The sequence below is a fragment of the Streptomyces aurantiacus genome (assembly GCF_027107535.1).
Taxonomy (GTDB): Bacteria; Actinomycetota; Actinomycetes; order Streptomycetales; family Streptomycetaceae; genus Streptomyces.
The window spans coordinates 149,826-170,183 of the sequence record NZ_CP114283.1; the positions used below are offsets into that span (position 1 = coordinate 149,826).

The following is a 20,358-nucleotide window of genomic DNA, read 5'->3' on the forward strand; positions in this document are numbered from 1 at the left end:
GTCTTCGGCCCGGGACGCATGCGTTCGGGAGCGGGGGTGGCACGGTGACGGAGATCCTGCTGCTTCTGCTCGCCCTGTCGCTGACACTCGCCTGCGCGGTGTTCGTCGCGGCCGAGTTCTCCCTGACCACCGTCGAGCGCGGTGACCTGGAGCGGGCCGCCGAGGCGGGCGAGCGGGGCGCCGACGGCGCACTGAAGGCCGTACGGAAACTGACCTTCCAGCTGTCCGGTGCCCAGCTGGGCATCACCGTCACCTCCCTGGTGATCGGCATGCTCGCCGAGCCGTCGCTGGCCGTGCTCCTCAAGGGGCCCCTGGAGGCGGCGGGCCTGGGCGGCGCGTCCTCGACGGTGGCGACCGTCCTCGGTGTGGTGGTCTCCACCGTCGTCCTGATGGTGGTCGGCGAGCTGGTGCCGAAGAACTGGGCGATCTCGCGCCCGCTCGCCGTCGCGAAGGTCGTCGCGGGACCGCAACGCGGCTTCACGGCGGCGTTCGGCCCGTTCATCCGGCACCTCAACAACACCGCGAACCGTTTCGTACGCCGCTTCGGCCTGGAGCCCGCCGAGGAGCTGGCCTCCGCACGCGGCCCGGAGGAACTGGTCGCACTGGCCCAGCACTCGGCCGCCCAGGGCGCGCTGGAGCCGGACTCCGCCGAGCTGTTCGTCCGTACGCTGCACCTGAGCGAGCTGACCGCCCAGAACGTGATGACGCCGCGCGTCGACGTACGGGCACTGGAGGCACACGCCACGGCCGCCGACGCCGCCAACCTCACGCACGCCACCGGCCTGTCCCGCTTCCCGGTCTACCGCGACAGCCTGGACGAGGTCGTCGGCACGGTCCACATCCGTGACGTACTGGCACTGGATCCCGGCAGGCGGGCCGTGACCCCCGTCACCGAGCTGGCCACGGCACCGCTGCTGGTGCCCGACAGCCTGCCCGCCGACCGCCTGCTCGAACGCATGCGGACGGCCCGCACGATGGCCGTCGTCATCGACGAGTACGGCGGTACGGCCGGAGTGGCCACCGTGGAGGACATCGTCGAGGAGGTCGTCGGCGAGGTCCGCGACGAGCACGACCCCGTCGAGGTGCCCGACCTGCTGCCCGCCCCCGCCTCGCCGGACGGCCGCGCGGTCTGGGAGGCGGACGGCGGTGTACGGATCGACGAGCTGGCCGGGATAGGCCTGCGCGCGCCGGACGGGCCCTACGAGACGGTCGCCGGCCTGGTCGCCACCCGGCTCGCCCGCATCCCGGCCGAGGGCGATGTCCTCGACCTCGACGGCTGGCGGCTGGACGTCCTCGACGTGGAGCACCACCGGGCCGACCGCGTCCGCATCACCGAACCGTCCGACGAGCCGTCCGCAGTGCCGGCCGGCCCGAGCGTGCGGGAGTCCCGATGAGCACGTCCACCACTGTCCAGCTGGCCATCGGCGCGCTGACCCTGCTGACCAACGCGTTCTTCGTCGGCGCGGAGTTCGCCCTGATCTCCGTGCGCCGCAGCCAGATCGAGCCGCTGGCCCAGGAGGGCAACAAGCGGGCCCGGATGACCCTGTGGGGCCTGCGGCACATCTCGGCGATGATGGCGACCGCCCAACTCGGCATCACCGTCTCGTCGTTGGTGCTGGGCGCGGTGGCCGAGCCGGCCATCGCACATCTGCTGGAGCCCGCCTTCGAGGCGGCGCACGTCCCGGACGGGCTGGTGCACCCGATCGCCTTCGTGATCGCGCTCACCGTGGCGACGTACCTGCACATGCTGATCGGCGAGATGGTCCCGAAGAACCTGGCACTCGCCGCGCCGGTACCGGCCGCCCTGCTGCTCGGCCCGGCGCTGGTGGCCCTCACCCGCGCGCTGAAGCCGGTCGTCTTCGGGATCAACGCCTTCGCCAACGCCCTGCTGAAGCTGCTGCGCGTCGAGGCCAGGGACGAGGTGGAGTCGGCCTTCACGGACGACCAGCTCGCCCGGATGGTCGTCGACTCCAGCGAGGCCGGTCTCCTGACGGCCGCCGACGGCGAGCGGCTGCGCGACGCCCTGGAGCTGGGCACCCGCCCGGTCGGCGAGATCCTCGTCCCGGCCCCGCGGATGCGCACGGTCGACGACACCGTGACCCCGGCGCGGCTGGAGCGCGCGGCCGCCGAGGCCGGCTTCTCCCGGTTCCCCGTGACCGGCGGGGACGGCACGCTGCTCGGCTACCTCCACATCAAGGACACCCTCGGCGTCACCGACCGTGACCGTCCCTTCCCGCGGGCGGCCCTGCACCCGGTGACCCGCGTCCGCATCGACACCCCGCTGGACGACACCCTCACCGCGCTGCGGGCCACGGGCAGTCACCTCGCGGCGGTCACCGGCGAGGCGGGCAAGGTCCTCGGCTTCGTGACCATGGAGGACGTCCTGTCGGAGCTGGTCGGACCGTCCCCGGCGGGAGTCTGACCGGCGGGCCCGGCACCGGAGGAGCGGCGCCGGGCCCGGAGGACGCCGTCGCCGCGTCCGCCCCGGCGGGAGCGGCGGGCGGCACGGCATCCGCCTCAGTGCCCGGCGGCCCCTGCGACTATCGTGTCGACCAGGGTCGAACGGGACGTTCGCCGAACACGGATACGTCGTAGAGGGTCGGCGAAGGGCGCGCAGTGTCGGACGAGGGGCGGTTGATCGCCGGCCGGTACCGGTTGATCGAGCGGATCGGCCGCGGTGGCATGGGCACCGTGTGGCGTGCCGAGGACGAGGTCCTCAGCCGCGAGATCGCACTCAAGCGTCTGCACGTCCAGCACCACCTGACCGACGACGATGTCGCCACCGTCCACGAACGCACCCGCCGTGAGGCCCGCAGCGCCGCCCGCATCGCCCACCCGAACGTGGTCGTCGTCCATGACGTCGTGGACGACGAGGGACTGCCCTGCATCGTCATGGAGTACGTCCACGGCACCACGCTCGACGCGGTGCTCAAGGGCGGTGGCGCGGTCCCTCCCGAGGAGGCGGCCCGGGTCGGCCTCGGCATGATCGCCGCACTGCGGGCGGCGCACGCGGCAGGGGTCCTGCACCGCGACGTGAAGCCCGGCAACGTCCTGCTGGACGCGGGCGGCCGCGTGGTGCTCACCGACTTCGGCATCGCCATGGCGACCGGTACCTCGACGCTGACCAGGACCGGCGAGATCATCGGGTCGATCGACTACATCGCGCCCGAGCGGATGAGGGGACAGAAGCCGGGCCCCGCCGCGGACCTCTGGGCCCTGGGGGCGACGCTCTACCAGGCCGTCGAGGGGCGGCCCCCGTTCCGCAAGGACACGGCGATGGAGACCGCGTACGCCATCGCCGTCGACCCGCTCGCCCCGATGAAGCAGGCCGGGCCGCTCGAACCCCTCATCGAGATGCTGCTGGCGAAGGACCCGCAAGAGCGTCCGTCGGTGGAGGAGACCGAGCGGGCGCTGCGGGTCGTGGCGTCCCGGGCACCGGACGCGGCGCCGGGCGCCACGAGGGAGTCCGCGTGGGCGTCGGCCGCGCCGAGGACGGTGACGAGCCCGACGACCGAGGCGGGCGGCACACTCCCCGATGCAGGGCCGGCGCCCGCCCCTTCCACCACGAGGCCCGCCCCTTCCGTCTCGGGGCCCGCCCCTTCGGCCGCCGGCCCCCGCCCCGCCGACGGCGGAGACGGCGGCCGCAGGCGGCGCACGCTCGTCCGGAGCGCGGTGGCCGTGACGCTGGCCGCCGCCGCGGTGGCGGGCGGGCTCTACGCGGTGTCGGGCGGCGACGGCCGCGGGACGCGGAGCACCGCGACGCCGACCTCGTCCCCCGCGCCCGACGATGGCCTGCCTGCCGTGCCCGAGGGTTTCCATCTGGTCAGGGAGAAGGCGCTGGGCGTCTCCTTTCCCGTCCCGGACGGCTGGAAGCGCCTCGACAAGAGGGCGAGCGCCGAGCAGATCACCTACACCGACGAGTCGGGCCTGGCCGAGCTCACCATCGGCACCGTGAACCCGGCGGGCGAGAACCCCGTGACCCACTTCGAGAACATCGAGGCGAACACCAAGCGCAACTACGACACGTACCTGAACCTGCGCATGCTGCGCACCACGTTCCGGGGGAAGCCCGCGGCGGTGTGGGAGTTCACCTTCCAGGGGCGGGTCCGGGCCTTCCGTGCCATCGACTTCGGCTTCGGCGAGGAGGGCGGCACGGAGTACGACATCTACCTCTCGGCACCGGAAGCCCAGTGGGACACGTACCGGCCGGTCTTCGACACGGCCAAGGCGGGCTTCCGCGTCGGCTGACGGTCGTCACCCGTCAGTCGGAGCGCTCCTCCGACGCGGCCGGTGCCGGTGCCGGTGCCGGTGCAGGGATGTCCGCGGTGTCGAAGTCGCCCGCGATGATCCGCGCGGCGAGGTCCACGAGGCGCAACCGATGGGCTCGCGCGTAGGCGCGGAACACGGCGAAGGCCTCGTCCACGGAGGAGTTCCAGCGCTCGGCCAGCACCCCCTTGACCTGTTCGACCAGGATGCGGCTGGTCAGCGCGGTCGCCAACTGGCTGTTCTCGACATGCGACTGCTCCAGCGTGCGCTGCTGGAGGATGGCGATGGTCGCCACGTCCGCGAGGGCCTGGGCGAGCGCGATGTCGGCGTCGCCGAGGTGGTGCGGCGTGGTCTGGAAGAGGTTGAGCGCGCCGACGACCCGGTTGCGCAGGCGCAGCGGAAGCGCGTGCGTGGTGACGTACCCCGTCTCGCGGGCCCGTGCGGCGAACCGCGGCCAGCTCGCCGCCTCCTGGTGCGTGAGGTCGATGTTCGTACGGGCCGCTCCGGTGTGGTAGCACTCCACGCACGGGCCCTGGTCGTGCTGGAGCGCGAACAGCTCCAGCAGGTGTGTGTGTTCGTCGGACGCGGCGATGATCTGCAGTTCGCCGTGCGCGTCCACGAGCAGGATCCCGGCCGCCGAGACGTCCAGCAGCTCGACACAGCGGGTGGACAGCCGTTGCAGCAGGTCGATCACGTCGAAATCCTCGACGAGGGAGTCCGCGACCTCTACGAAGATCTCGGCCAGACGTTGTTCGCGGGCCATGCCGATCATCCCTTTCCACCTTCGGGCGAGTACGGCCCGTTCATGTCGCCGTCGAAGCCGCCGTCGGAGGCGTCGTTGTCGTTGTCGTTGAAACGGAGCCTGCGGGCGACCACGTCGTCCGCGACCTCGCTGAGGGGGCGCTCGCTGCTGTAGGCGTGGGCCCGCAGCCTCAGGAGGGCCTCCGCCACGGGCACACCGAGCTGGACGCTGATCATTCCCGTCGCCTGGTGCACCGACGCGCGATGCAGTCCCGCCGACCGCTCCAGGAACCAGTCGGCTGCCGCGCCGCCGTTCCCGTCCGAGCCCGGGTTCCCGGGCCCGTCCCGGTTCAGGAACGTGCCGGTCAGCGCGGCGGCCAGGGCCGTGGCGTCCACGCACTGCTGCTCGGTCATGGTGCGTTGTGCGTCGCAGAGCACGGTCAGTACGCCCACCCGGATGGCGCCGATGCCCAGCGGGAAGCAGCAGACCCCGTGCACACCCAACTCCCGGGCGGACGGCAGCAGTACGGGCCACCGGTCGGGCCGTACGCACTCCAGGTCCGGCTCCAGGACGGGTGTCCCGGTGTGCACCGCGTCCGGGCCCGGGCCCTCGCCCAGCGTGAACTGGAGTTCCTCGAAACGCGCGCTCACCTCGGGATGGCCCCAGAGCGGCTCCGGCGCCCGGCCGAAGCCCACGAGCAGCGACAGCGCGACTCCCTCGGCACCCAGTGCCTGCGCACACTCCCGGGCCGGATCGCCGCGCCTGCCCTGGCGTAGCGACCGGAGCACGTCGGCCATGCCGTCGCTGATCACCGGATTCCGTTCCGCCGCGGCCGGGGCCCCGGGGAGAGGCGCCGACCAGCTTGCGTTGTCACCCTACGCGGGTTGGTCCGCCGCGGTGTCCCATTGTTCCCGGCCATCGGCGAGCAGACCCCGCCAGGCGTCCTGGACACTCGCATACCGGGGGAACCGCTCGGTGACGGCGCCGGCCCGGAACAGCAGACCTACGCAGGGGCGGACGTAGACGACCCGCGCCCACCCGCGCCGCCTGCGGCACTCGTCCCAGGCCGCGCACAGCGGGTCCAGGACGCTGCCGTCCATGAACGTCACGCCGCTCAGATCGACGATGAGGAAGGTTTGCCCGGAGCCGCGGCGGACGTCCTCCAGGTCCCGGACGAGGCCCGGGGTGGTCGTCAGGTCCAGCTCACCGCGTGCCCGGACCACACGGCATTCGTCGAACAGGCTTGGATACGGGCCCATGCGCCCCATCTCCTCCGGCTGTGGAGCAGCGCCACGGGGGGGGGCTCTCCGGTGGTTCGACCTGCGCAGGGCCTCTGTTGCGCGGAAAGGGACTTCACGGAGAGGGCCGGGGGCACGGGCTGCCGTACGGCGAGCCTAGTGCAGTGAAGGTCCGCCCGCCGTGCCGTCCCGGTATCCGCGGAGAGGGGTGCTCGAATCGTTCCGACTCTGCTGGTGAGTGACCGGATCCGGACGGTCCGGAGCCGAAGCCGCGAGATCCACGAGGAGGTTGACGTGGACCGCGGCCTCGCAGGCCGGTGGCCACGGAAGTCTCCTTGCCCACCGGCCGAGGTACGGTGGGGGAACCGAGGGCATGTCGTACACCGGTGATCAAGCCGGTCTCGTCCTTGGCGCATGCCGACGCCGGGCCGTTCAGTGCCTGTGGCAGGGCCCGCCCCCCTGAGGGCCGAAACCGTTCACGTTCCGCCGGTTCCGCACGCGCGCCAGAAGCGGCACGAGATCCTGCCCGCGCGAGCCGCCGGAGAAGCAAGCCGTTCCGTTCCGCGGCCCATCGCGGGCGAGCCACCGGCACAACCCACGCGTGCCCCCAGACAGGAGCGCCCCATGACCACCGTCCCGGACCTCGGACCTCCGGCTTCCCAGCCCTTCGTTCGTCTGCGTCTGGCCCCGCACAGCACCGTGCCGCGGCGTATCGACGGGGCGTGGTGGCCCCACTCGCGCGACCTGCTGTCCGAACTTCCGCTGCTGATCGGCGCGTTGCCCCGTACGTGGGGTCAGATCGACGGCGTCACCGTGGACACGGCGATGTGGTCGACGTCGCCCGGCCGGATGCTCGTGGCCAATCACGTCGTACGCCTGAACCGGTCCTCGGTGACGCACAGCAGGCACACCATCCGCCTGCTCGGCCCCGGCCGGGGCCGCTGGGACCTGCTGGTCGTTCCTCCGGAGATCGACGCGGTGGACGCGGAGCCGCTGATGGCGGCCGCGTCGGCGCCGGTGGCCACCGCGTAGTCCGCCCCGCTCGCACGGGGGCCGTCGGGCGCCGCCGGTTCACTGCGGGGGCCTGCGGATCCAGGCCTCGTGCGCCACCGCGTACGGGCCGGGGCCCGTGCCGGTACCGGAACCGATGTCCGAGACGGCGCGAGGACCGAGGACCCCGAGCCTCGACCACCCCCAGGCACGGAAGGCCGCCTCCACCGCGCCCCCCGGGCCGCCGCTGTCACTGTCGCCGTCGTCGCCGGAGCGGCTGGAGACCGCGACCACCAGATCGGCGTCGAGCCGCGTCAGCAGCAACTCGACCATGCGCGTGGCGACGCCGAGGCGACGGTGGGCGGGCAGCACCATCAGCTCGGCGAGCAGGAAGGCACGGCCCGAGGCGGTGAGTTCCTCGATGTCCGCGGGCAGCCCCCCGTGGAAGTCCGACCACCACTCGCCGGTACGGGGCGCCCGGAACCCGTAGGTGCAGCCGACCAGCCCCGCCGTGTCGGCGACCACCATGTCGAAGCCGGTGTGCTGCACATGCTGCTCGAACCGGTGCAGAAAGCTCTGGCGGTCACGGTATTCCTCCCCCGCCACGCCCCGGTACGCGGTGACGTGCACGTCCGCGATCTCGTCCCGCTGTTGCTCGGCCTGCCACCGGGACAGCCTGCGCAAGTACACCTCTGCCATACGGGCCTCCCCCGGCCGTGGGACGGGTATCCCCGGACCAACATCATCACAGCCGGAGCCGCCGGGGTAAACGGGGCGTCGGCATCAGCCGCATGACGTTCCACCACGTGGGGAGTGCGTCGTCGGTACGCTCACGCGAGTGCGGAGCGGCGCCGCCCGACAGCCGAGGTCCTGCGGGGAGTTGGCGAGCGAGGTCGTCGCGAACCAGGGCGCTGTGCGGCCGCCGCCGGTGGCGACCGCCGCACCGTGGAACGGGTACGAGGTTGCCGGGGCTCGCTACAGCCGGATCACCACGAGTGCCGTGTCGTCGTCCGGGCCGCTTCTCGAGGCCGGGAGCAGGTCGGCCAGGACGGCGTCGGCGAGGGGCTCGGGGTCGAGGGTGTGATGGCGCCTGAGGCTGTCGCCCAGGCGGCGAAGTCCCTGGTCGATGTCCTCGCCGCGGCGTTCGATCAGCCCGTCGGTGTAGAGGACGAGCGTGGCGCCGGGCGCGTACTCGACGGTCGCCTGGCATCTGGGCGCGTCGTCGTCGCCCGCCCCCAGCGGCGGGTCGGTGGCCGCGCCGAGGGCCTCGACGGTCCCGTCGGTGTGCGCGACGAGCGGCGGCGGATGACCGGCGCAGCTGTAGGTGACGGTGTGCCCGGCCCGGTCGATGACGGCCTGGACGGCGGTCGTGGCGAGCGCACCCTCGACGGTGTGCGCGTGCTGGGCGAGCGTCGTGAGCGCGGCGGCGGGCCGGCCGGTGGCGCGGATCGCGGTACTGAGGGCGCCGCGCAGCTGCCCCATGACACCGGCCGCCTCCAGGCCGTGCCCGACGACGTCCCCGACCGCGGCGGCCAGCCGGTCGGTGTCCAGGTCGATCAGGTCGTACCAGTCGCCGCAGACGTTCAGGAAACTGGCCGCCGGCCGGTAGCGCACGGCGGCGAAGGAGCGCGGCGGCAGCGTGGCGCCGGGCAGCATCGCCCGTTGCAGGGTGACGGCGACCTCGTGCGACCGGGCGTGGGCCTCGCGCAACCGCTCGTTGAGTTCCTGCAGTTCCTGGGAGCGGGTGAGCAGGTCGGCGGTCATGGCGTCCTCGCGGCTGAGCGTGCCTCCCGGTGCTTTCGTGGCGGCCTGCCGGGCGTGGACCAGGGCCGTGACCTCCTCGACGCGGTGAACGAGGAGCGACACCCGGCCGTCGGCGTCGAGGACCGGGATGTTGACCGGGCTCCAGTAGCGGTCCTCGAACACGCCCGGCCTGCCGGGCACCTCCACGTCGTACTTCTGCAGGGCCATGGTGTCCCGCTCGCCGGTGGCCAGCACCCGCTCCAGCGACGCCCGCAGGGTCCGGGCGCCGGTGGCCCCGTCGGTGGGGCTGTCGGGAAACACGTCGAACAGGAAGCGGCCGACGAGGTCCTCGGCGGGACGCCCGGTGACCTTCGAGTAGGCCCGGTTCGCGCAGACCATCGTCAGGTCGGGGGCGAGGAGCAGCACGGGGCTGGGCAGCGCCTGGAAGACCTCCGCGAAGTCGATGGCGTTCCCGATGCCCGGGCTCGCTCTCCCACCAGGCGCATCACTCTCGCTCATGCCACCATGTCTACTCCGTCACCGGGGCCCGTGCGACCCGGCGCTGCCGGACACGTTCACGGGCCGGACGACGGCCGTCCGGTGGTCGACGGCGGGCACGGTGGGCGGATCACCGCCCGCGTACCGGTCGTACCGCCCATGTACCGGGCGCACCGCTCCCGTCAGCCGATGCACACCACGAGCAGGCAGAGCTGTGACGGCGAGGTCGCCGTCGGCGCGGGGCTCGCCTGCGCGGCGCCCGAGTCCGTGCCGCCCGTGCCGCCCGAGCCGCTCGTCCCGCCCGTACCGCTGTTTCCGCCTGTCCCGTCCGTGCCGTCGGTGGCGGGCGCGGAGGGCTGCTGCGCGGCGCTGCCGGCCGTGTCGTCGGAGGGCGGGGACGAGGTCCGCGACCGTGCGTCGGACGCCGGCGTCGTGGGCGCGGACGGGACGGCGTCCGAGCGGGCGCCCTCCGGGGTGAGGGAGGCCGGGTCGGCGGCGGTCCGCCGGTGCGGCCGGTCCTTCGCGGGCGACTGCGTGGCGGGAGCGGACGAGGACCGGCGGGCGTCGGGCCGTGCCGCCGTCGGGCGGGTGTACTGCGTGGCCTCTTCCGCCGCGGAGCCCGGGCCGGGGGCCTCCGGCGCCGTGGCCGCCTCCGCGTGGTCGGGTGAGTGCCGGTCCAGCGCGGCGAAGCTCAGACCGCCTCCGACGAGCGCGACGGCGGTCGCGACCACGGCCCGGCGCTGGTTCTTCTTCCAGCGGATGCGCTGGCGGCGTCGTGCCGCCCGTCCCTGCGGCGCGGGCGTCGCACCCTCGAAGCCGCCGTACGGGTCCGCCTCGGGGGCGTCGTCGGAGTCCGGCCCGGCTGTCGCCCCCTCATGGGGACGGCCGTCCTGCCACGGGACGGAGGCGGCGGGCTGCCACGCCGCGACGGCATCCGCCGCCGCGCTGCCGGCGGCCATGGTGACCCGGGGCTGGACGGTGGGGCGGCCGACGGTGGCATGGGCGGTGCCGGGGGCGATGTCCGGGGCGTAGGCACCGCACCCGGGACACACGAGAGCGCCGTTGAGATGCCGACGACACGAGGAGCAGTAGTCCATCAGCGTCTTCCTGAGTTGACAGTCGTCGACCCGCCGGGCCGCTGCCTGGTCACGGTCGTACGTGGGGTCGAACGGCCAGCAACGCTAACGAGGCTTTCGAGCCACTGTGTGCAGCCTGTGTGACGCTCCTGCACGGATTCAGCCGTGGGCTCACGCGCATGCCGTGCGCATCCGGACATCGCGCCCCCGCCCCGCCCGGAGCCCCGCCCGGAACCCCGCCGCGGCAGCCGGGGGAACGGCCGGAGCGGAGGCCCCGCCCCGGCCGCCGACCACCGGGCCCGGAGGACAGGCCCCGGCCGCCGGCGTCCGGGCACTGCCGTCCGGGCCCGGACGGCAGAACATGGTGACGACGGCGCTCAGCGGCTGCGCAGGCTGTGGATCTCCTGCTGGGCCGCCTTGACGGCCGACTTGAGCTGGGCGAGGGCCTGTTGCTGCTGCATGGCACGCGTCAGCAGCGTCGTGGCCTTCCAGCCGTCGGGGATCGCCGTCTCCTCGAACGCCGGCAGTGCCTTCTCGACGTAGAAGTCGATACGCCGTACGACCTCCTCCAACTCGTCGTGGAGCGGCCGGCCGCGGTCGTCGCTCTCCAGCAGATGACGCTGCTCGCGCAGCGGCTCGAAGTCGAGCTCGGTGGCGGGGTGCTGCGCGAACCGGCAGGCGACCTTGAGGGTTTCGTCGAGGTACCCCGCGAGCCGGTCGAGGTCGGGATCGTCCGCGTGATGGCGGCGGTTGCGTTCGGCGACGCGCTTGGACAGGCGGTAGGTCAGGATGGCGAGGACCACCAGGGTGGCCCCGACCAGCCCGGAGACGATCACCTGCCATGACGTCCAGACCGTGTTGACCTGCTGCGCGAGCGACGTCGTCAAGGGGGACATGTATGTGGTTTTCCGTTCTCGGAACCGGGACCCGGCCGGTCGTGGGAGAGCCGTGCCGTGCCCGGGTGAAAGACGTGTGGGGTGTGGCCCGTGTGCTGCCGTGGACCCTGGTCGCGTCCCGCCGTCAGGACTGGGACGTGACCAGGGCCCTGAGTGCGGCCAGGTCGCTGACGACGAACTGGCGGTACCTGCTGTCGACGAGCTGTTTCTGCCGCAGGGTGGCGACGGCGCTCTCGACGGTGGACTGGCCGAGCAGCAGCGCCTCCGCGAGATCCCGCTGGCGCGGACCGACGATCGTCGTGGGCCCGGAGGGGTCGGCGGGGTCCCTGGTGCCGGCGATCGTGGCGAGGTGGTGGAGCAGGGCGCTCACCCGAGCCAGTGGTGACCGGTTCGTGGTGGCGTAGATCCTCTCGTCGCTCCGGTTGCGGTCCTCGAGGCTGCGCAGCAGGGCCCGCTCCGCCTCGTGGTCCTGGGCGAGCAGCAGGTTCACGCGCCGGGTGTCGCAGGGCAGCACCCAGGTGGTGGCGAGGCACACCGTCCGTACCGACGAACGCGGCTCTATCAGCTTGGCCTCGCCGAGGACCTGCCCGACCCCACGGAACCGGGCGATCTTCGTGCCGAAGGGGAACCGCTCCTGGACGACGCATCCGCCGAGCACGATGTACATGTTCGTGTCCTTCGGGCGCAGCGGAAGTTCCTCGCCCTTGAGGTACGTACGGGCGTCGGAGCCCCATATCGCCACGAACAGCGCCCACTTGGCGGCCGGGAGGTGGTCGAGGAAGCTGCCCCGCGGCATGGGCTGGCGGCCGTGCAGTACCTCGATGGTGTTGAAGACCTGGGTGTCGGGGGACGGGGACGCCACGGTCCTCACCCCCGCGGCCGGGACGTGGGCACGGGTGTGGGCCCGCCTCCGGGCTCCCGGGTTCGGGCGTCGGCGGCGGGAAGGGCCGGGGTCACACAGGGTGAGGGGCGGACAGCGGGTCGCTGAGGGGCAGAGTCGTCCGATGCCGGGGCGGGCCGGGCGGTCGGCACAACTACGCCGCGCTCGACGGCGGTTGCCATGAGGGTCTGAGCTCCTTCGGTTCGAGGAACAGGAGTTGGCGGGTCCAGTGCCCTCTCCACCACATGGCGCGACCGGCTGGTGAGACCGGGCGACTGAGGCTTCCAAGGACGTTGCAAGCAGAACCGTACCGCCCTCGCCCACTTGGCGCACACAGCCTCTGGAGGCTCTCCTCGGCGCGTCGGTAAAACCCCTCGAGAAGGGTTGCTGCAAATCCCTGGGGGCGGGGCTTCTTCATGCCCGAAGGCCCCAAGATCAACTGTGGCGAAGGCCGTGCGAGTGGCGCACGGAAGCGGAACAGGATTTCCATCGATCGAAAGGCGCGGATTAAGGAAATTCGCCGCCGGATATCGCGAGCAAATCCAGAATTCGTTGCACCGGCAACTGGTGGATTGTCTTCCGAATGCATTGCCGGAAGATGTACGGGAAGATGCGGGAGGCCCCGCGGTAACCATCCGCGGGGCCTCCCTGAAAGGGCCTGGACCCGCCAAGGCTCAGACCGCTCACTAGTAAACACCATCGACAGGAGGCGAGCTACCGGTGATACCCCGCCGGGAAGGATTTTGCCTCACCGGTTCTATGGGTAAGGCCGGTCGGTGAGCTCGCCCCCCGTGATGCGCCTCACGTAGCTTTCTACTTCCTCCCGGCGCGGCAGGCTTGTGGTTGGGTCGAACATCACTCGCACGGGGCAACCGTCCGGAGCGGACCCCGCTGCCGGGTCCGGCCCCTCCGCGGGGCGCCCGCGGCGCCTTTCCGGCCTCCTTCCTGCGTGGTTCCGATTCTCGGGTCGGCGGTGCCGGGTGTGCGGGGCCGGGCCGACCCCGTGTGTGCCGGTTCGACGGGCGAATCGGTTTTCGAGTGACCGGTGAAGTGTGGGCGCCGGAAAACCGGGGGAATCAACAAGGTGAAAAAGCCGTGGCTTTCTTGCGTTGGTTAGTCGCGTCGATGTTCTCGGTAGCCGGAACAAAAGGTTTCCGCATGTCCTGTGTGCAGATTATTCGCTGACCATATGTCGATGAAGCGCTTAACCTGTTCAGCTGTTCGCAAGGCTCCTGCATAAGAGGGTCCGACCGGCCGAACTCGTACCCCTGCGCGGCAGGGGTACCACCGAGTGCTGGGGGCCATTACGTCACGCGCAGTAACGACACCCCAGTCACACCCGTCACTCCTTCGTGTGAACGGATATTGGTCCCCGGATGCCGGTCCGTCGGCGGCCGTGAGGAGCTTTTGGACTGGTCGTCGCGTTGCGCGGGCCGTTCGTTTCCTCCTCAACAGGCAACCCCGGCACGGCTTTCGCCCCTCTCACAGGCTGCTCATGGATTCCGGCCGTGGTGCGCCGGCGCGCGTGGGGCGCGTTCGTGCCGTCGGCCGGTCCTGAGCTGTCCAGTCCGATGCCGCCTGACCACGGCACTCGCAGACGAAGGAACCGATGACCACTCAGAAACACCGCAGTCGCCTGAGGCGTTCGACGCTGGCCGGGTTGGCCGCGCTCACCGTCGTCGTCACGGGGGCCGGGGCCGCTCCCGGAGCCGGGGCGGCCCCGGCGAGCACGGCGGGGAAGCCGAAGCTCAAACTGATCGCCGCGTCGAACTCCGTGACGCTGGACCGCTGGAAGGGGGAGGCCGGAGTCTTCCTGGACCTCGGCACGTACGTCACGGTCGACGACGCGCCGCTGGAGTTCAAGGTGACCCGGAAGTCGTACAAGGACCCGGTCGTCGCCCAGCAGATCCTCCGCGACGGCACGAGCACGAAGACGAAGAAGCTGCCGGCCGGGCTGGTGAAGGACTTCTCCGGCCTGCCCGGCTTCCTCGACGTGACGGTCGAGAACGCGGCGGGGGAGGAGGTGGCGTCGAGCGCGGGCACGTTCTGCCCCAACAACGCCTCCGGACGGCTGCGCCCGGACGCCCCCGCGACCTCGCACTATCCGGAGAGCTGTCCCACCAACCCGTTCACGCTGGGCTCGGTGTGGGGCGTCGAGAAGGGCTGGGCGTCCAACTCCAGCACGGTCGACTACGACAAGCCCGTCGACCTGCCGGCCGGCGAGTACACGGCCAGGGTCTCGGTCGCCGAGAAGTACCGCGATCTGTTCGACATCCCCGACGACCGGCCGACCGTCAAGGTGACGGTCCGGGACGTCGGCGACGGGAGCGGGCAGGGCGCGGCCTCCTCACGCTCCTCCTCCGCCCACCACGGAGCGGGCCACGGCGCCGGGCACGGGGCGCCCTCCGCCGACGCCGCCCACCACTACGGTCCGCGCGGGGCCGACGCCCCCACTCCGCCCGCCCTCTCGCACGCCCTCGAGGACCGCGGAACGGCCCACCACCTGGGCGACGGACCGGGCCACACCGACGGCTCGCGCATCGCGCCCGCACTGAAGCCGGCTGCCAAGCGGCCCACCGGCCGGGCGGGCGCCCCGGCGAACGTCCCCAAGCCCGACCTGCGCTCGCTGCCCGCCTGGGACATCGCCATCACCGACGGCGAGGACGGCGACGCCCCGGGCAAGGACTACCTCGCCTTCAGCGCGAACGTCTGGAACGCGGGACCCGCCCCGCTCGTCGTGGACGGCTTCCGCGCCCCGGGCAAGGACCTGATGGACGCGTACCAGTACTTCTACGACGCCGACGGCAAGCAGGTCGGCTACACACCCACCGGCACCATGGAGTGGGACCCGCGCGAGGGCCACGAGCACTGGCACTTCACGGACTTCGCCAGCTACCGGCTGCTGAGCGAGGACCAGACCAAGGAGGTGCGCAGCGGCAAGGAGGCCTTCTGCCTGGCCAACACCGACGCCGTCGACTACACGGTGAAGAACGCCAACTGGCACCCGGAGAACACCGATCTGTCGACGGCCTGCGGTCAGCAGAACTCGATCTCGGTCCGTGAGGTCCTCGACGTCGGATCGGGCGACACGTACACCCAGTACCGTCCCGGCCAGTCCTTCGACGTCACCGACCTGCCGAACGGCACGTACTACATCCAGGTGATCGCCAACCCCGAGAACCGGCTCCAGGAGACCAACCTCAAGAACAACGTCGCGCTGCGCAAGGTCGTCCTGGCCGGTGAGCCGGGTGCCCGCACGGTGACCGTGCCGCCGCACGAGCTGATCGACGCCCCGTAGGCGGTCCTTGTGCTCCAGTGCCCCTGGGTCCCGGTGTTCCTCCGCGGGGTCCGGGGGTGCGGGGGCCTCGGCGACGGCCGCCCCCGCGCAGTACGTGGACGAGCCGGGCCGGTGGCCGCGCGGGGCGGGCCGGCCGGTTCGGCGGACGTGCTCAGGCGGAACCGGCACCGTCCGACGGCGGGTGCGTCCCGCGGCGGTACTCGGCGTTGATGCGCTGTGCCTCTTCCAGCTGGTCCTCGAGGATGACGATCCGGCAGGCGGCCTCGACCGGGGTGCCCCGGTCGACCAGCTCGCGGGCGCGGGCGGCGATCCGGAGCTGGTAGCGCGAGTAGCGCCGGTGGCCGCCCTCGGAGCGGAGCGGAGTGATGAGCCGGGCCTCACCGAGGGTCCGGAGGAAACCCGGGGTGGTGCCGAGCATCTCGGCGGCGCGCCCCATCGTGTAGGCGGGATAGTCGTCGTCTTCCAGACGATCGCTCAACGGACTGTCTGCTGTCATGTCACCTCGTTCTGCAACGCGTCGAGGGGCCCTGGTGCCGTACGGCACCAGGGCCCCGAAGGAAATTGAACACCATCTGTCGGCGTTACTGTCTCGCCGACCTTCTGTTTCCGCCGACCGGCCCGGGAGAGGGCGCGGTGTGCGGGGATCGCGGTTGCGTGACCGGGGACCACCTTCCAATCCGGGGTCTTGCGGTACCCGGTCCGAACGCTCTCGGCCGGGCGATCCTGATGGCGTCTGCTCCTTCCGTCCTTTCTCGGTATCTGTGGTGTTGCTTTCGGTGGCTCCTCGAACCGCGAGCCACCCAGTGCGGTCGTCAGTCCCGTCACCGTCCTGCGAACGACTGGCTTCGGAACTCCACAACCGCCCTGACCTGCGTACTTCACATACTTCTACCCGTCAGTTCGTGTCTGTCGGGTCTCGCTCGATCTCGTCTACGAGAGAAACACTAACCACAGGCGCGGCCAATGTCTACCCTGGCAAACACAGATTTTGCTCGGCGGGAGTCCCAGGAATCCTGGCGTCATCTCCAGGGGTGGGGGAGCGGGCGCGGCGCGCTGGATAGAATCGGGCCTCATGTCGAACCCTGACGAACTGCTCGTCGGCATCTCCGCCATGGTGGAGGCCGGGCAGAGCAATCGGATGTCGCTGACCGTGGTCGCCGGCGGTGCTGTCATCACCGGCCGACTGGCTCCCGAAGCCGTGTGGAGGGAGCGGGTGTCGGAGGTGCTCGAGGACTCGGACCATCTCGGTACGTTCTCGGGCGTCTTCAACGCGGACCCTCCGCAGGACCGCGCCGACCGCGGCGAGGCGCCCACGCACCTCCACTTCCATCTCGCCCGGATCCTGCAGGGCAACGTCGGAATTCCCGAGACCGGCGGGATGTACCGCGTCGCGATCAAGGACGTCAGCGCCTGGACCGTGGGCGACTTCAGCTACTCCGACCACTGAGACGCCGTACCCGGCGCCCTGACGGATCACGGACGGAGGGCGCCGGCCGACCGGACCACGACAGCGACGAAGGGCCCCGCCGACACATGTCGGCGGGGCCCTTCGTCGCTGTACCGGTACCTGAGGCCGCCCCGTGGGGTCAGCTTCCGGTACGCGTCGTCACAGTCCCATGGGACTGGGGCTGCCGAGCAGCGCCGACGCGGTCTGGAGCGGCGTGGAGGCCTGCGGGACAGGCGCGATCGCCTGGTTGTTCCGGCAGGTGAAGCCCAGCCGGGCCATGGCCCGGGTGACCTCGCCGCTGGTGAAGTCGCGGCGGTCCTGCCGGGTGATGACCTCGCCGACCTGCTTGACGGGGTACTGGCGGCGGCCGATGAGCACCGACTCACCCGTGATGGTCTCGGGCTTGATGCCCTTCATCGAGTCCAGCACACCGCTCTTGGTGAGGTCGAACGGGAACCGGGCGATGACGCAGCGCATGATGCCTCACAGTGAAGGAAGAAGAGGGACCGGGCTGATCCCGGGGCGGGGCGGTGGAATCAGTGTGACAGGGCGAGCGCGCCCGTGGCGGGACGGTGCTCGCCGACGGCGGCGGACAGGACGCCGGGCTGCCGGTACCTCGTCGGGTGCCCGGCTCCGGAGACCGCCGCGGCGGCGGGGAGGGTGGTCACGGGCAGTGCGAACGGCCCGTCGACGCGAAGGATGTCACGCAGCCGGATCCGGTCCGTGTAGGCGGAACCGTCACGGACGGCGACGAGCCGGCTGCGGGTGATCGAGCCCGTCACCTGCTCGTCCCGGTCGCACAGGAGCAGGAACCCGACCTGAGCACCGGCCATGACGGACAGGGCCACCTCGACGGTCATGTCGTCGCAGACCCGCGGTCCGGACAGATCCATGGCCTCGGCCGCGGCCGGAGCCGAGGGGAGGGAGTACGCGGGGCGCTGCCTGGTCCGAGCCAGTGTCAAAGGGTGCTCCTGCTGCGATGGGCGGTGTTCCGGACGGGACGGGCCGGACGCGACGGGGTCGGCGCGACCGGGCCTAGGCGGCGGTGTCGACCGCGGAGGAGCGCTGCGCCGGGCGGCGGGCGCTGTCGCCCATGGGACGGCCCCGGCCACCGCGGCTGCGGCGGCCACGGGGCGAGGAGGACGTCGAGGAGCTGCTGCGCCGGGGGCGTTCCGCGGCCGGCGCGGTGATGACGACCGGGATGCCCGAGGGCGTCTGGGCGCCGGTGATGCGGTTCAGCTCCGCTTCGCCCGAGCGCACCTGGGTGGTCTGCGGGGTGATGCCCGCGGCGACCATCAGCCGGCTCATCTCGCGGCGCTGGTTGGGGGTGACCAGGGTGACGACGCTGCCGGACTCGCCGGCGCGGGCCGTGCGGCCGCCCCTGTGCAGGTAGTCCTTGTGGTCGGTGGGCGGGTCGACGTTGACGACCAGGTCGAGGTTGTCGACGTGGATCCCGCGGGCCGCGACGTTGGTCGCCACCAGCACCGTCACGTGCCCCGTCTTGAACCGGGACAGGGTCCGCGTGCGCTGCGGCTGGGACTTGCCGCCGTGCAGGGCCGCGGCCCGGACACCGCTGCTCAGCAGGTGCTCGGTCAGGCGGTCCACCGCGTGCTTGGTGTCCAGGAACATGATCACCCGGCCTTCGCGGGCCGCGATCTCGGTGGTGGTCCGGTGCTTGTCGGCGCCGTGCACGTGGAGCACGTGGTGCTCCATGGTGGTCACCGCGCCCGCGGACGGGTCGACGGAGTGGACCACGGGGTCGGTCAGGTAGCGGCGGACCAGCAGATCGACGTTGCGGTCCAGCGTGGCGGAGAACAGCATCCGCTGGCCCCCGGGACGCACCTGGTCCAGCAGCTCGGTGACCTGGGGCATGAAGCCCATGTCGGTCATCTGGTCGGCCTCGTCGAGCACGGTGATGTCGACCTCGCCCAGGCGGCAGTCGCCACGGTCGATGAGGTCCTTGAGGCGGCCCGGCGTCGCGACGACGACCTCGGCGCCGGCGCGCAGAGCGCCTGCCTGCCGGCCGATCGACATCCCGCCGACCACGGTGGTCAGCCGCAGCCGCACGGAGCGGGCGTACGGGGTGAGCGCGTCGGTGACCTGCTGGGCCAGCTCGCGGGTGGGGACGAGGACGAGGGCGAGCGGCTGGCGCGGCTCGGCGCGTCGGCCGGCCGTACGGGCGAGGAGCGCCAGGCCGAAGGCGAGGGTCTTGCCCGAACCGGTGCGGCCGCGGCCGAGTACGTCACGGCCGGCGAGGGAGTTCGGCAGCGTCGCCGCCTGGATCGGGAAGGGCACGGTCACGCCCTCGTGGCCGAGCGCGGCGAGCAGCGGCTCCGGCATGCCGAGATCGGCGAACGCCTCGACGGCCGGCAGCGCCGGGGTGATGCTCTTCGGCGGCGCGAACTCACCCTGGGGGCCGCTCTGTCGACGGCTGTGGCCGCCTTCGGAACGGCGCGGGGCACCGGAGCGGTTGCCGCCCCAGCTGGAGCCCGAACTGGAGCCCGAACTTCCGGAGCGAGTGCGGGAGTAGCGGTCGTTCGTACGCATGCGGTTCACGGGGAACCTTCCTTGACATGGCACGTATCAAGGAATTCCCGCGAAAAACGAGCAGCGCAGAGAATTGCAAGAACGAGCCGAAGTAAATGAGAGCCGAATCGGATAGGGAATCCAAACGGCGGGGAGTGGTCGCGGGATGCTTCGCCGGGGCGCGTGGCGCGAATCCGGCGGCATTGCCGGTCATTCCGTACGGGAAGCTCCGGAGATCTTTCGGCCGGAGCGCGGACGGAGGATCCCGGCGAGCGGGTCGCGAATCCCCTGAAATGCAGCGAGCTGGGGCCCGCACCCCAAGGTGCGGGCCCCAGCTGCGAAGTGCGTGCCGACGTCAGGCGGGAACGATGTTCTCGGCCGTCGGGCCCTTCTGACCCTGCGCGATGTCGAACGTGACCTTCTGGCCCTCGTTCAGCTCACGGAAGCCCTGGGCGGCGATGTTCGAGTAGTGGGCGAAGACGTCAGCGCCGCCACCGTCCTGCTCGATGAAGCCGAAGCCCTTTTCTGCGTTGAACCACTTCACGGTACCGGAAGCCATGTCATTCTCCTTCGGGGCGGTGTCGGAGTTCACACTGCGTGTACTCCGTGTCGCCGTGATGATCACCCCGCCGGAAACAACCGGAGCCATAAAGGATCCCCACCCGAATGAACTGGTGGGGACACCTGCAAGATTTCGGGAACCACAACTGCAACTGAGATCGACAGTAGCACGGTGCGATCGGCCGTGCATGGCGCGG

At 71.6% G+C, this 20,358-nt stretch carries 19 protein-coding genes; 6 read left to right on the forward strand and 13 right to left on the reverse strand.

The annotated features are described in order from the left end of the window. The first annotated feature begins 44 nt into the window (after nt 1-44). The 3 genes from O1Q96_RS02395 to O1Q96_RS02405 all read left to right on the forward strand — a co-directional run bounded on the left by O1Q96_RS02395 (nt 45) and on the right by O1Q96_RS02405 (nt 4,248). Nucleotides 45-1,394, forward strand: a complete 1,350-nt coding sequence (locus O1Q96_RS02395) for a hemolysin family protein (protein WP_269246628.1) — start codon at nt 45-47, stop codon at nt 1,392-1,394. After that, a complete protein-coding gene (locus tag O1Q96_RS02400; RefSeq protein ID WP_269246629.1) occupies nt 1,391-2,422 on the forward strand; it encodes a hemolysin family protein in 1,032 nt (343 codons plus the stop codon). The genes O1Q96_RS02395 and O1Q96_RS02400 overlap by 4 nt, the downstream gene beginning before the upstream one ends. A gap of 194 nt (nt 2,423-2,616) precedes the next feature. Next, nucleotides 2,617-4,248, forward strand: coding sequence for a serine/threonine protein kinase (locus tag O1Q96_RS02405; protein ID WP_269246630.1), 1,632 nt, complete (start codon nt 2,617-2,619; stop codon nt 4,246-4,248). 13 nt (nt 4,249-4,261) lie between these two features. Here the strand turns inward: O1Q96_RS02405 and O1Q96_RS02410 are convergent, their stop codons facing one another. The 3 genes from O1Q96_RS02410 to O1Q96_RS02420 all read right to left on the reverse strand — a co-directional run bounded on the left by O1Q96_RS02410 (nt 4,262) and on the right by O1Q96_RS02420 (nt 6,267). Next, nucleotides 4,262-5,038 carry a GAF and ANTAR domain-containing protein gene (locus tag O1Q96_RS02410; RefSeq protein ID WP_269246631.1) on the reverse strand — a complete coding sequence of 259 codons (777 nt, stop codon included), beginning with the start codon at nt 5,036-5,038 and terminating at the stop codon, nt 4,262-4,264. Further along, complete coding sequence (locus tag O1Q96_RS02415; protein WP_269246632.1) at nt 5,035-5,805, reverse strand: ANTAR domain-containing protein; 771 nt, start codon at nt 5,803-5,805, stop codon at nt 5,035-5,037. The genes O1Q96_RS02410 and O1Q96_RS02415 overlap by 4 nt, the downstream gene beginning before the upstream one ends. Nucleotides 5,806-5,883: 78 nt before the next feature. Next, a complete protein-coding gene (locus O1Q96_RS02420; protein ID WP_269246633.1) occupies nt 5,884-6,267 on the reverse strand; it encodes an STAS domain-containing protein in 384 nt (127 codons plus the stop codon). A gap of 603 nt (nt 6,268-6,870) precedes the next feature. Here O1Q96_RS02420 and O1Q96_RS02425 point away from each other — a divergent pair. Beyond that, nucleotides 6,871-7,278 carry a DUF5994 family protein gene (locus tag O1Q96_RS02425; RefSeq protein WP_269246634.1) on the forward strand — a complete coding sequence of 136 codons (408 nt, stop codon included), beginning with the start codon at nt 6,871-6,873 and terminating at the stop codon, nt 7,276-7,278. 39 nt (nt 7,279-7,317) lie between these two features. Here the strand turns inward: O1Q96_RS02425 and O1Q96_RS02430 are convergent, their stop codons facing one another. From O1Q96_RS02430 to O1Q96_RS02450, 5 genes are all read right to left on the reverse strand, one after another. After that, complete coding sequence (locus O1Q96_RS02430) at nt 7,318-7,935, reverse strand: hypothetical protein (RefSeq protein WP_269246635.1); 618 nt, start codon at nt 7,933-7,935, stop codon at nt 7,318-7,320. Between the two features lie 276 nt (nt 7,936-8,211). Beyond that, nucleotides 8,212-9,498 (reverse strand): PP2C family protein-serine/threonine phosphatase, encoded by a 1,287-nt coding sequence (locus O1Q96_RS02435; RefSeq protein ID WP_269246636.1) that lies wholly within the window; start codon nt 9,496-9,498, stop codon nt 8,212-8,214. Nucleotides 9,499-9,659: 161 nt separating this feature from the next. Then, nucleotides 9,660-10,574, reverse strand: a complete 915-nt coding sequence (locus O1Q96_RS02440; protein ID WP_269246637.1) for an SCO2400 family protein — start codon at nt 10,572-10,574, stop codon at nt 9,660-9,662. 356 nt (nt 10,575-10,930) lie between these two features. Beyond that, the gene (locus tag O1Q96_RS02445; protein WP_269246638.1) at nt 10,931-11,449 is read right to left on the reverse strand and encodes a hypothetical protein; all 519 of its coding nucleotides are present in this window, start codon (nt 11,447-11,449) and stop codon (nt 10,931-10,933) included. A gap of 124 nt (nt 11,450-11,573) precedes the next feature. After that, on the reverse strand, nt 11,574-12,311 hold the full coding sequence (locus O1Q96_RS02450; protein ID WP_269246639.1) for a Crp/Fnr family transcriptional regulator: 738 nt from the start codon (nt 12,309-12,311) through the stop codon (nt 11,574-11,576). Nucleotides 12,312-13,938: 1,627 nt separating this feature from the next. Here O1Q96_RS02450 and O1Q96_RS02455 point away from each other — a divergent pair. Further along, on the forward strand, nt 13,939-15,627 hold the full coding sequence (locus tag O1Q96_RS02455) for a lysyl oxidase family protein (RefSeq protein WP_269246640.1): 1,689 nt from the start codon (nt 13,939-13,941) through the stop codon (nt 15,625-15,627). Nucleotides 15,628-15,778: 151 nt separating this feature from the next. On the opposite strand, the gene O1Q96_RS02460 is transcribed toward O1Q96_RS02455, so the two are convergent. Beyond that, nucleotides 15,779-16,123 carry a MerR family transcriptional regulator gene (locus tag O1Q96_RS02460; RefSeq protein WP_269246641.1) on the reverse strand — a complete coding sequence of 115 codons (345 nt, stop codon included), beginning with the start codon at nt 16,121-16,123 and terminating at the stop codon, nt 15,779-15,781. A 576-nt stretch (nt 16,124-16,699) separates the two neighbouring features. Here O1Q96_RS02460 and O1Q96_RS02465 point away from each other — a divergent pair. Then, nucleotides 16,700-17,074, forward strand: coding sequence for a hypothetical protein (locus tag O1Q96_RS02465; RefSeq protein WP_269246642.1), 375 nt, complete (start codon nt 16,700-16,702; stop codon nt 17,072-17,074). Between the two features lie 159 nt (nt 17,075-17,233). Here the strand turns inward: O1Q96_RS02465 and O1Q96_RS02470 are convergent, their stop codons facing one another. The 4 genes from O1Q96_RS02470 to O1Q96_RS02485 form a co-directional block, all read right to left on the reverse strand. Next, complete coding sequence (locus tag O1Q96_RS02470; protein ID WP_269246643.1) at nt 17,234-17,551, reverse strand: SCO5918 family protein; 318 nt, start codon at nt 17,549-17,551, stop codon at nt 17,234-17,236. A 59-nt stretch (nt 17,552-17,610) separates the two neighbouring features. Continuing rightward, complete coding sequence (locus O1Q96_RS02475; protein ID WP_419586414.1) at nt 17,611-18,036, reverse strand: CBS domain-containing protein; 426 nt, start codon at nt 18,034-18,036, stop codon at nt 17,611-17,613. A 73-nt stretch (nt 18,037-18,109) separates the two neighbouring features. Next, entirely contained in the window at nt 18,110-19,630 is a 1,521-nt protein-coding gene (locus O1Q96_RS02480) for a DEAD/DEAH box helicase (RefSeq protein WP_269246644.1), read from the reverse strand. Nucleotides 19,631-19,955: 325 nt separating this feature from the next. Beyond that, nucleotides 19,956-20,159, reverse strand: a complete 204-nt coding sequence (locus tag O1Q96_RS02485) for a cold-shock protein (protein ID WP_107017975.1) — start codon at nt 20,157-20,159, stop codon at nt 19,956-19,958. Between the last annotated feature and the right edge of the window lie 199 nt (nt 20,160-20,358).

Excerpts from the sequence above, each read along its gene's own strand:
- O1Q96_RS02400 (WP_269246629.1), top strand. The coding sequence starts at position 1,391 with ATGAGCACGTCCACCACTGTCCAGCTGGCCATCGGCGCGCTGACCCTG.
- O1Q96_RS02410 (WP_269246631.1), bottom strand. The coding sequence starts at position 5,038 with ATGATCGGCATGGCCCGCGAACAACGTCTGGCCGAGATCTTCGTAGAG.
- O1Q96_RS02415 (WP_269246632.1), bottom strand. The coding sequence starts at position 5,805 with ATGGCCGACGTGCTCCGGTCGCTACGCCAGGGCAGGCGCGGCGATCCG.
- O1Q96_RS02420 (WP_269246633.1), bottom strand. The coding sequence starts at position 6,267 with ATGGGCCCGTATCCAAGCCTGTTCGACGAATGCCGTGTGGTCCGGGCA.
- O1Q96_RS02425 (WP_269246634.1), top strand. The coding sequence starts at position 6,871 with ATGACCACCGTCCCGGACCTCGGACCTCCGGCTTCCCAGCCCTTCGTT.
- O1Q96_RS02430 (WP_269246635.1), bottom strand. The coding sequence starts at position 7,935 with ATGGCAGAGGTGTACTTGCGCAGGCTGTCCCGGTGGCAGGCCGAGCAA.
- O1Q96_RS02435 (WP_269246636.1), bottom strand. The coding sequence starts at position 9,498 with ATGAGCGAGAGTGATGCGCCTGGTGGGAGAGCGAGCCCGGGCATCGGG.
- O1Q96_RS02440 (WP_269246637.1), bottom strand. The coding sequence starts at position 10,574 with ATGGACTACTGCTCCTCGTGTCGTCGGCATCTCAACGGCGCTCTCGTG.
- O1Q96_RS02445 (WP_269246638.1), bottom strand. The coding sequence starts at position 11,449 with ATGTCCCCCTTGACGACGTCGCTCGCGCAGCAGGTCAACACGGTCTGG.
- O1Q96_RS02455 (WP_269246640.1), top strand. The coding sequence starts at position 13,939 with ATGACCACTCAGAAACACCGCAGTCGCCTGAGGCGTTCGACGCTGGCC.
- O1Q96_RS02460 (WP_269246641.1), bottom strand. The coding sequence starts at position 16,123 with ATGACAGCAGACAGTCCGTTGAGCGATCGTCTGGAAGACGACGACTAT.
- O1Q96_RS02465 (WP_269246642.1), top strand. The coding sequence starts at position 16,700 with ATGTCGAACCCTGACGAACTGCTCGTCGGCATCTCCGCCATGGTGGAG.
- O1Q96_RS02470 (WP_269246643.1), bottom strand. The coding sequence starts at position 17,551 with ATGCGCTGCGTCATCGCCCGGTTCCCGTTCGACCTCACCAAGAGCGGT.
- O1Q96_RS02485 (WP_107017975.1), bottom strand. The coding sequence starts at position 20,159 with ATGGCTTCCGGTACCGTGAAGTGGTTCAACGCAGAAAAGGGCTTCGGC.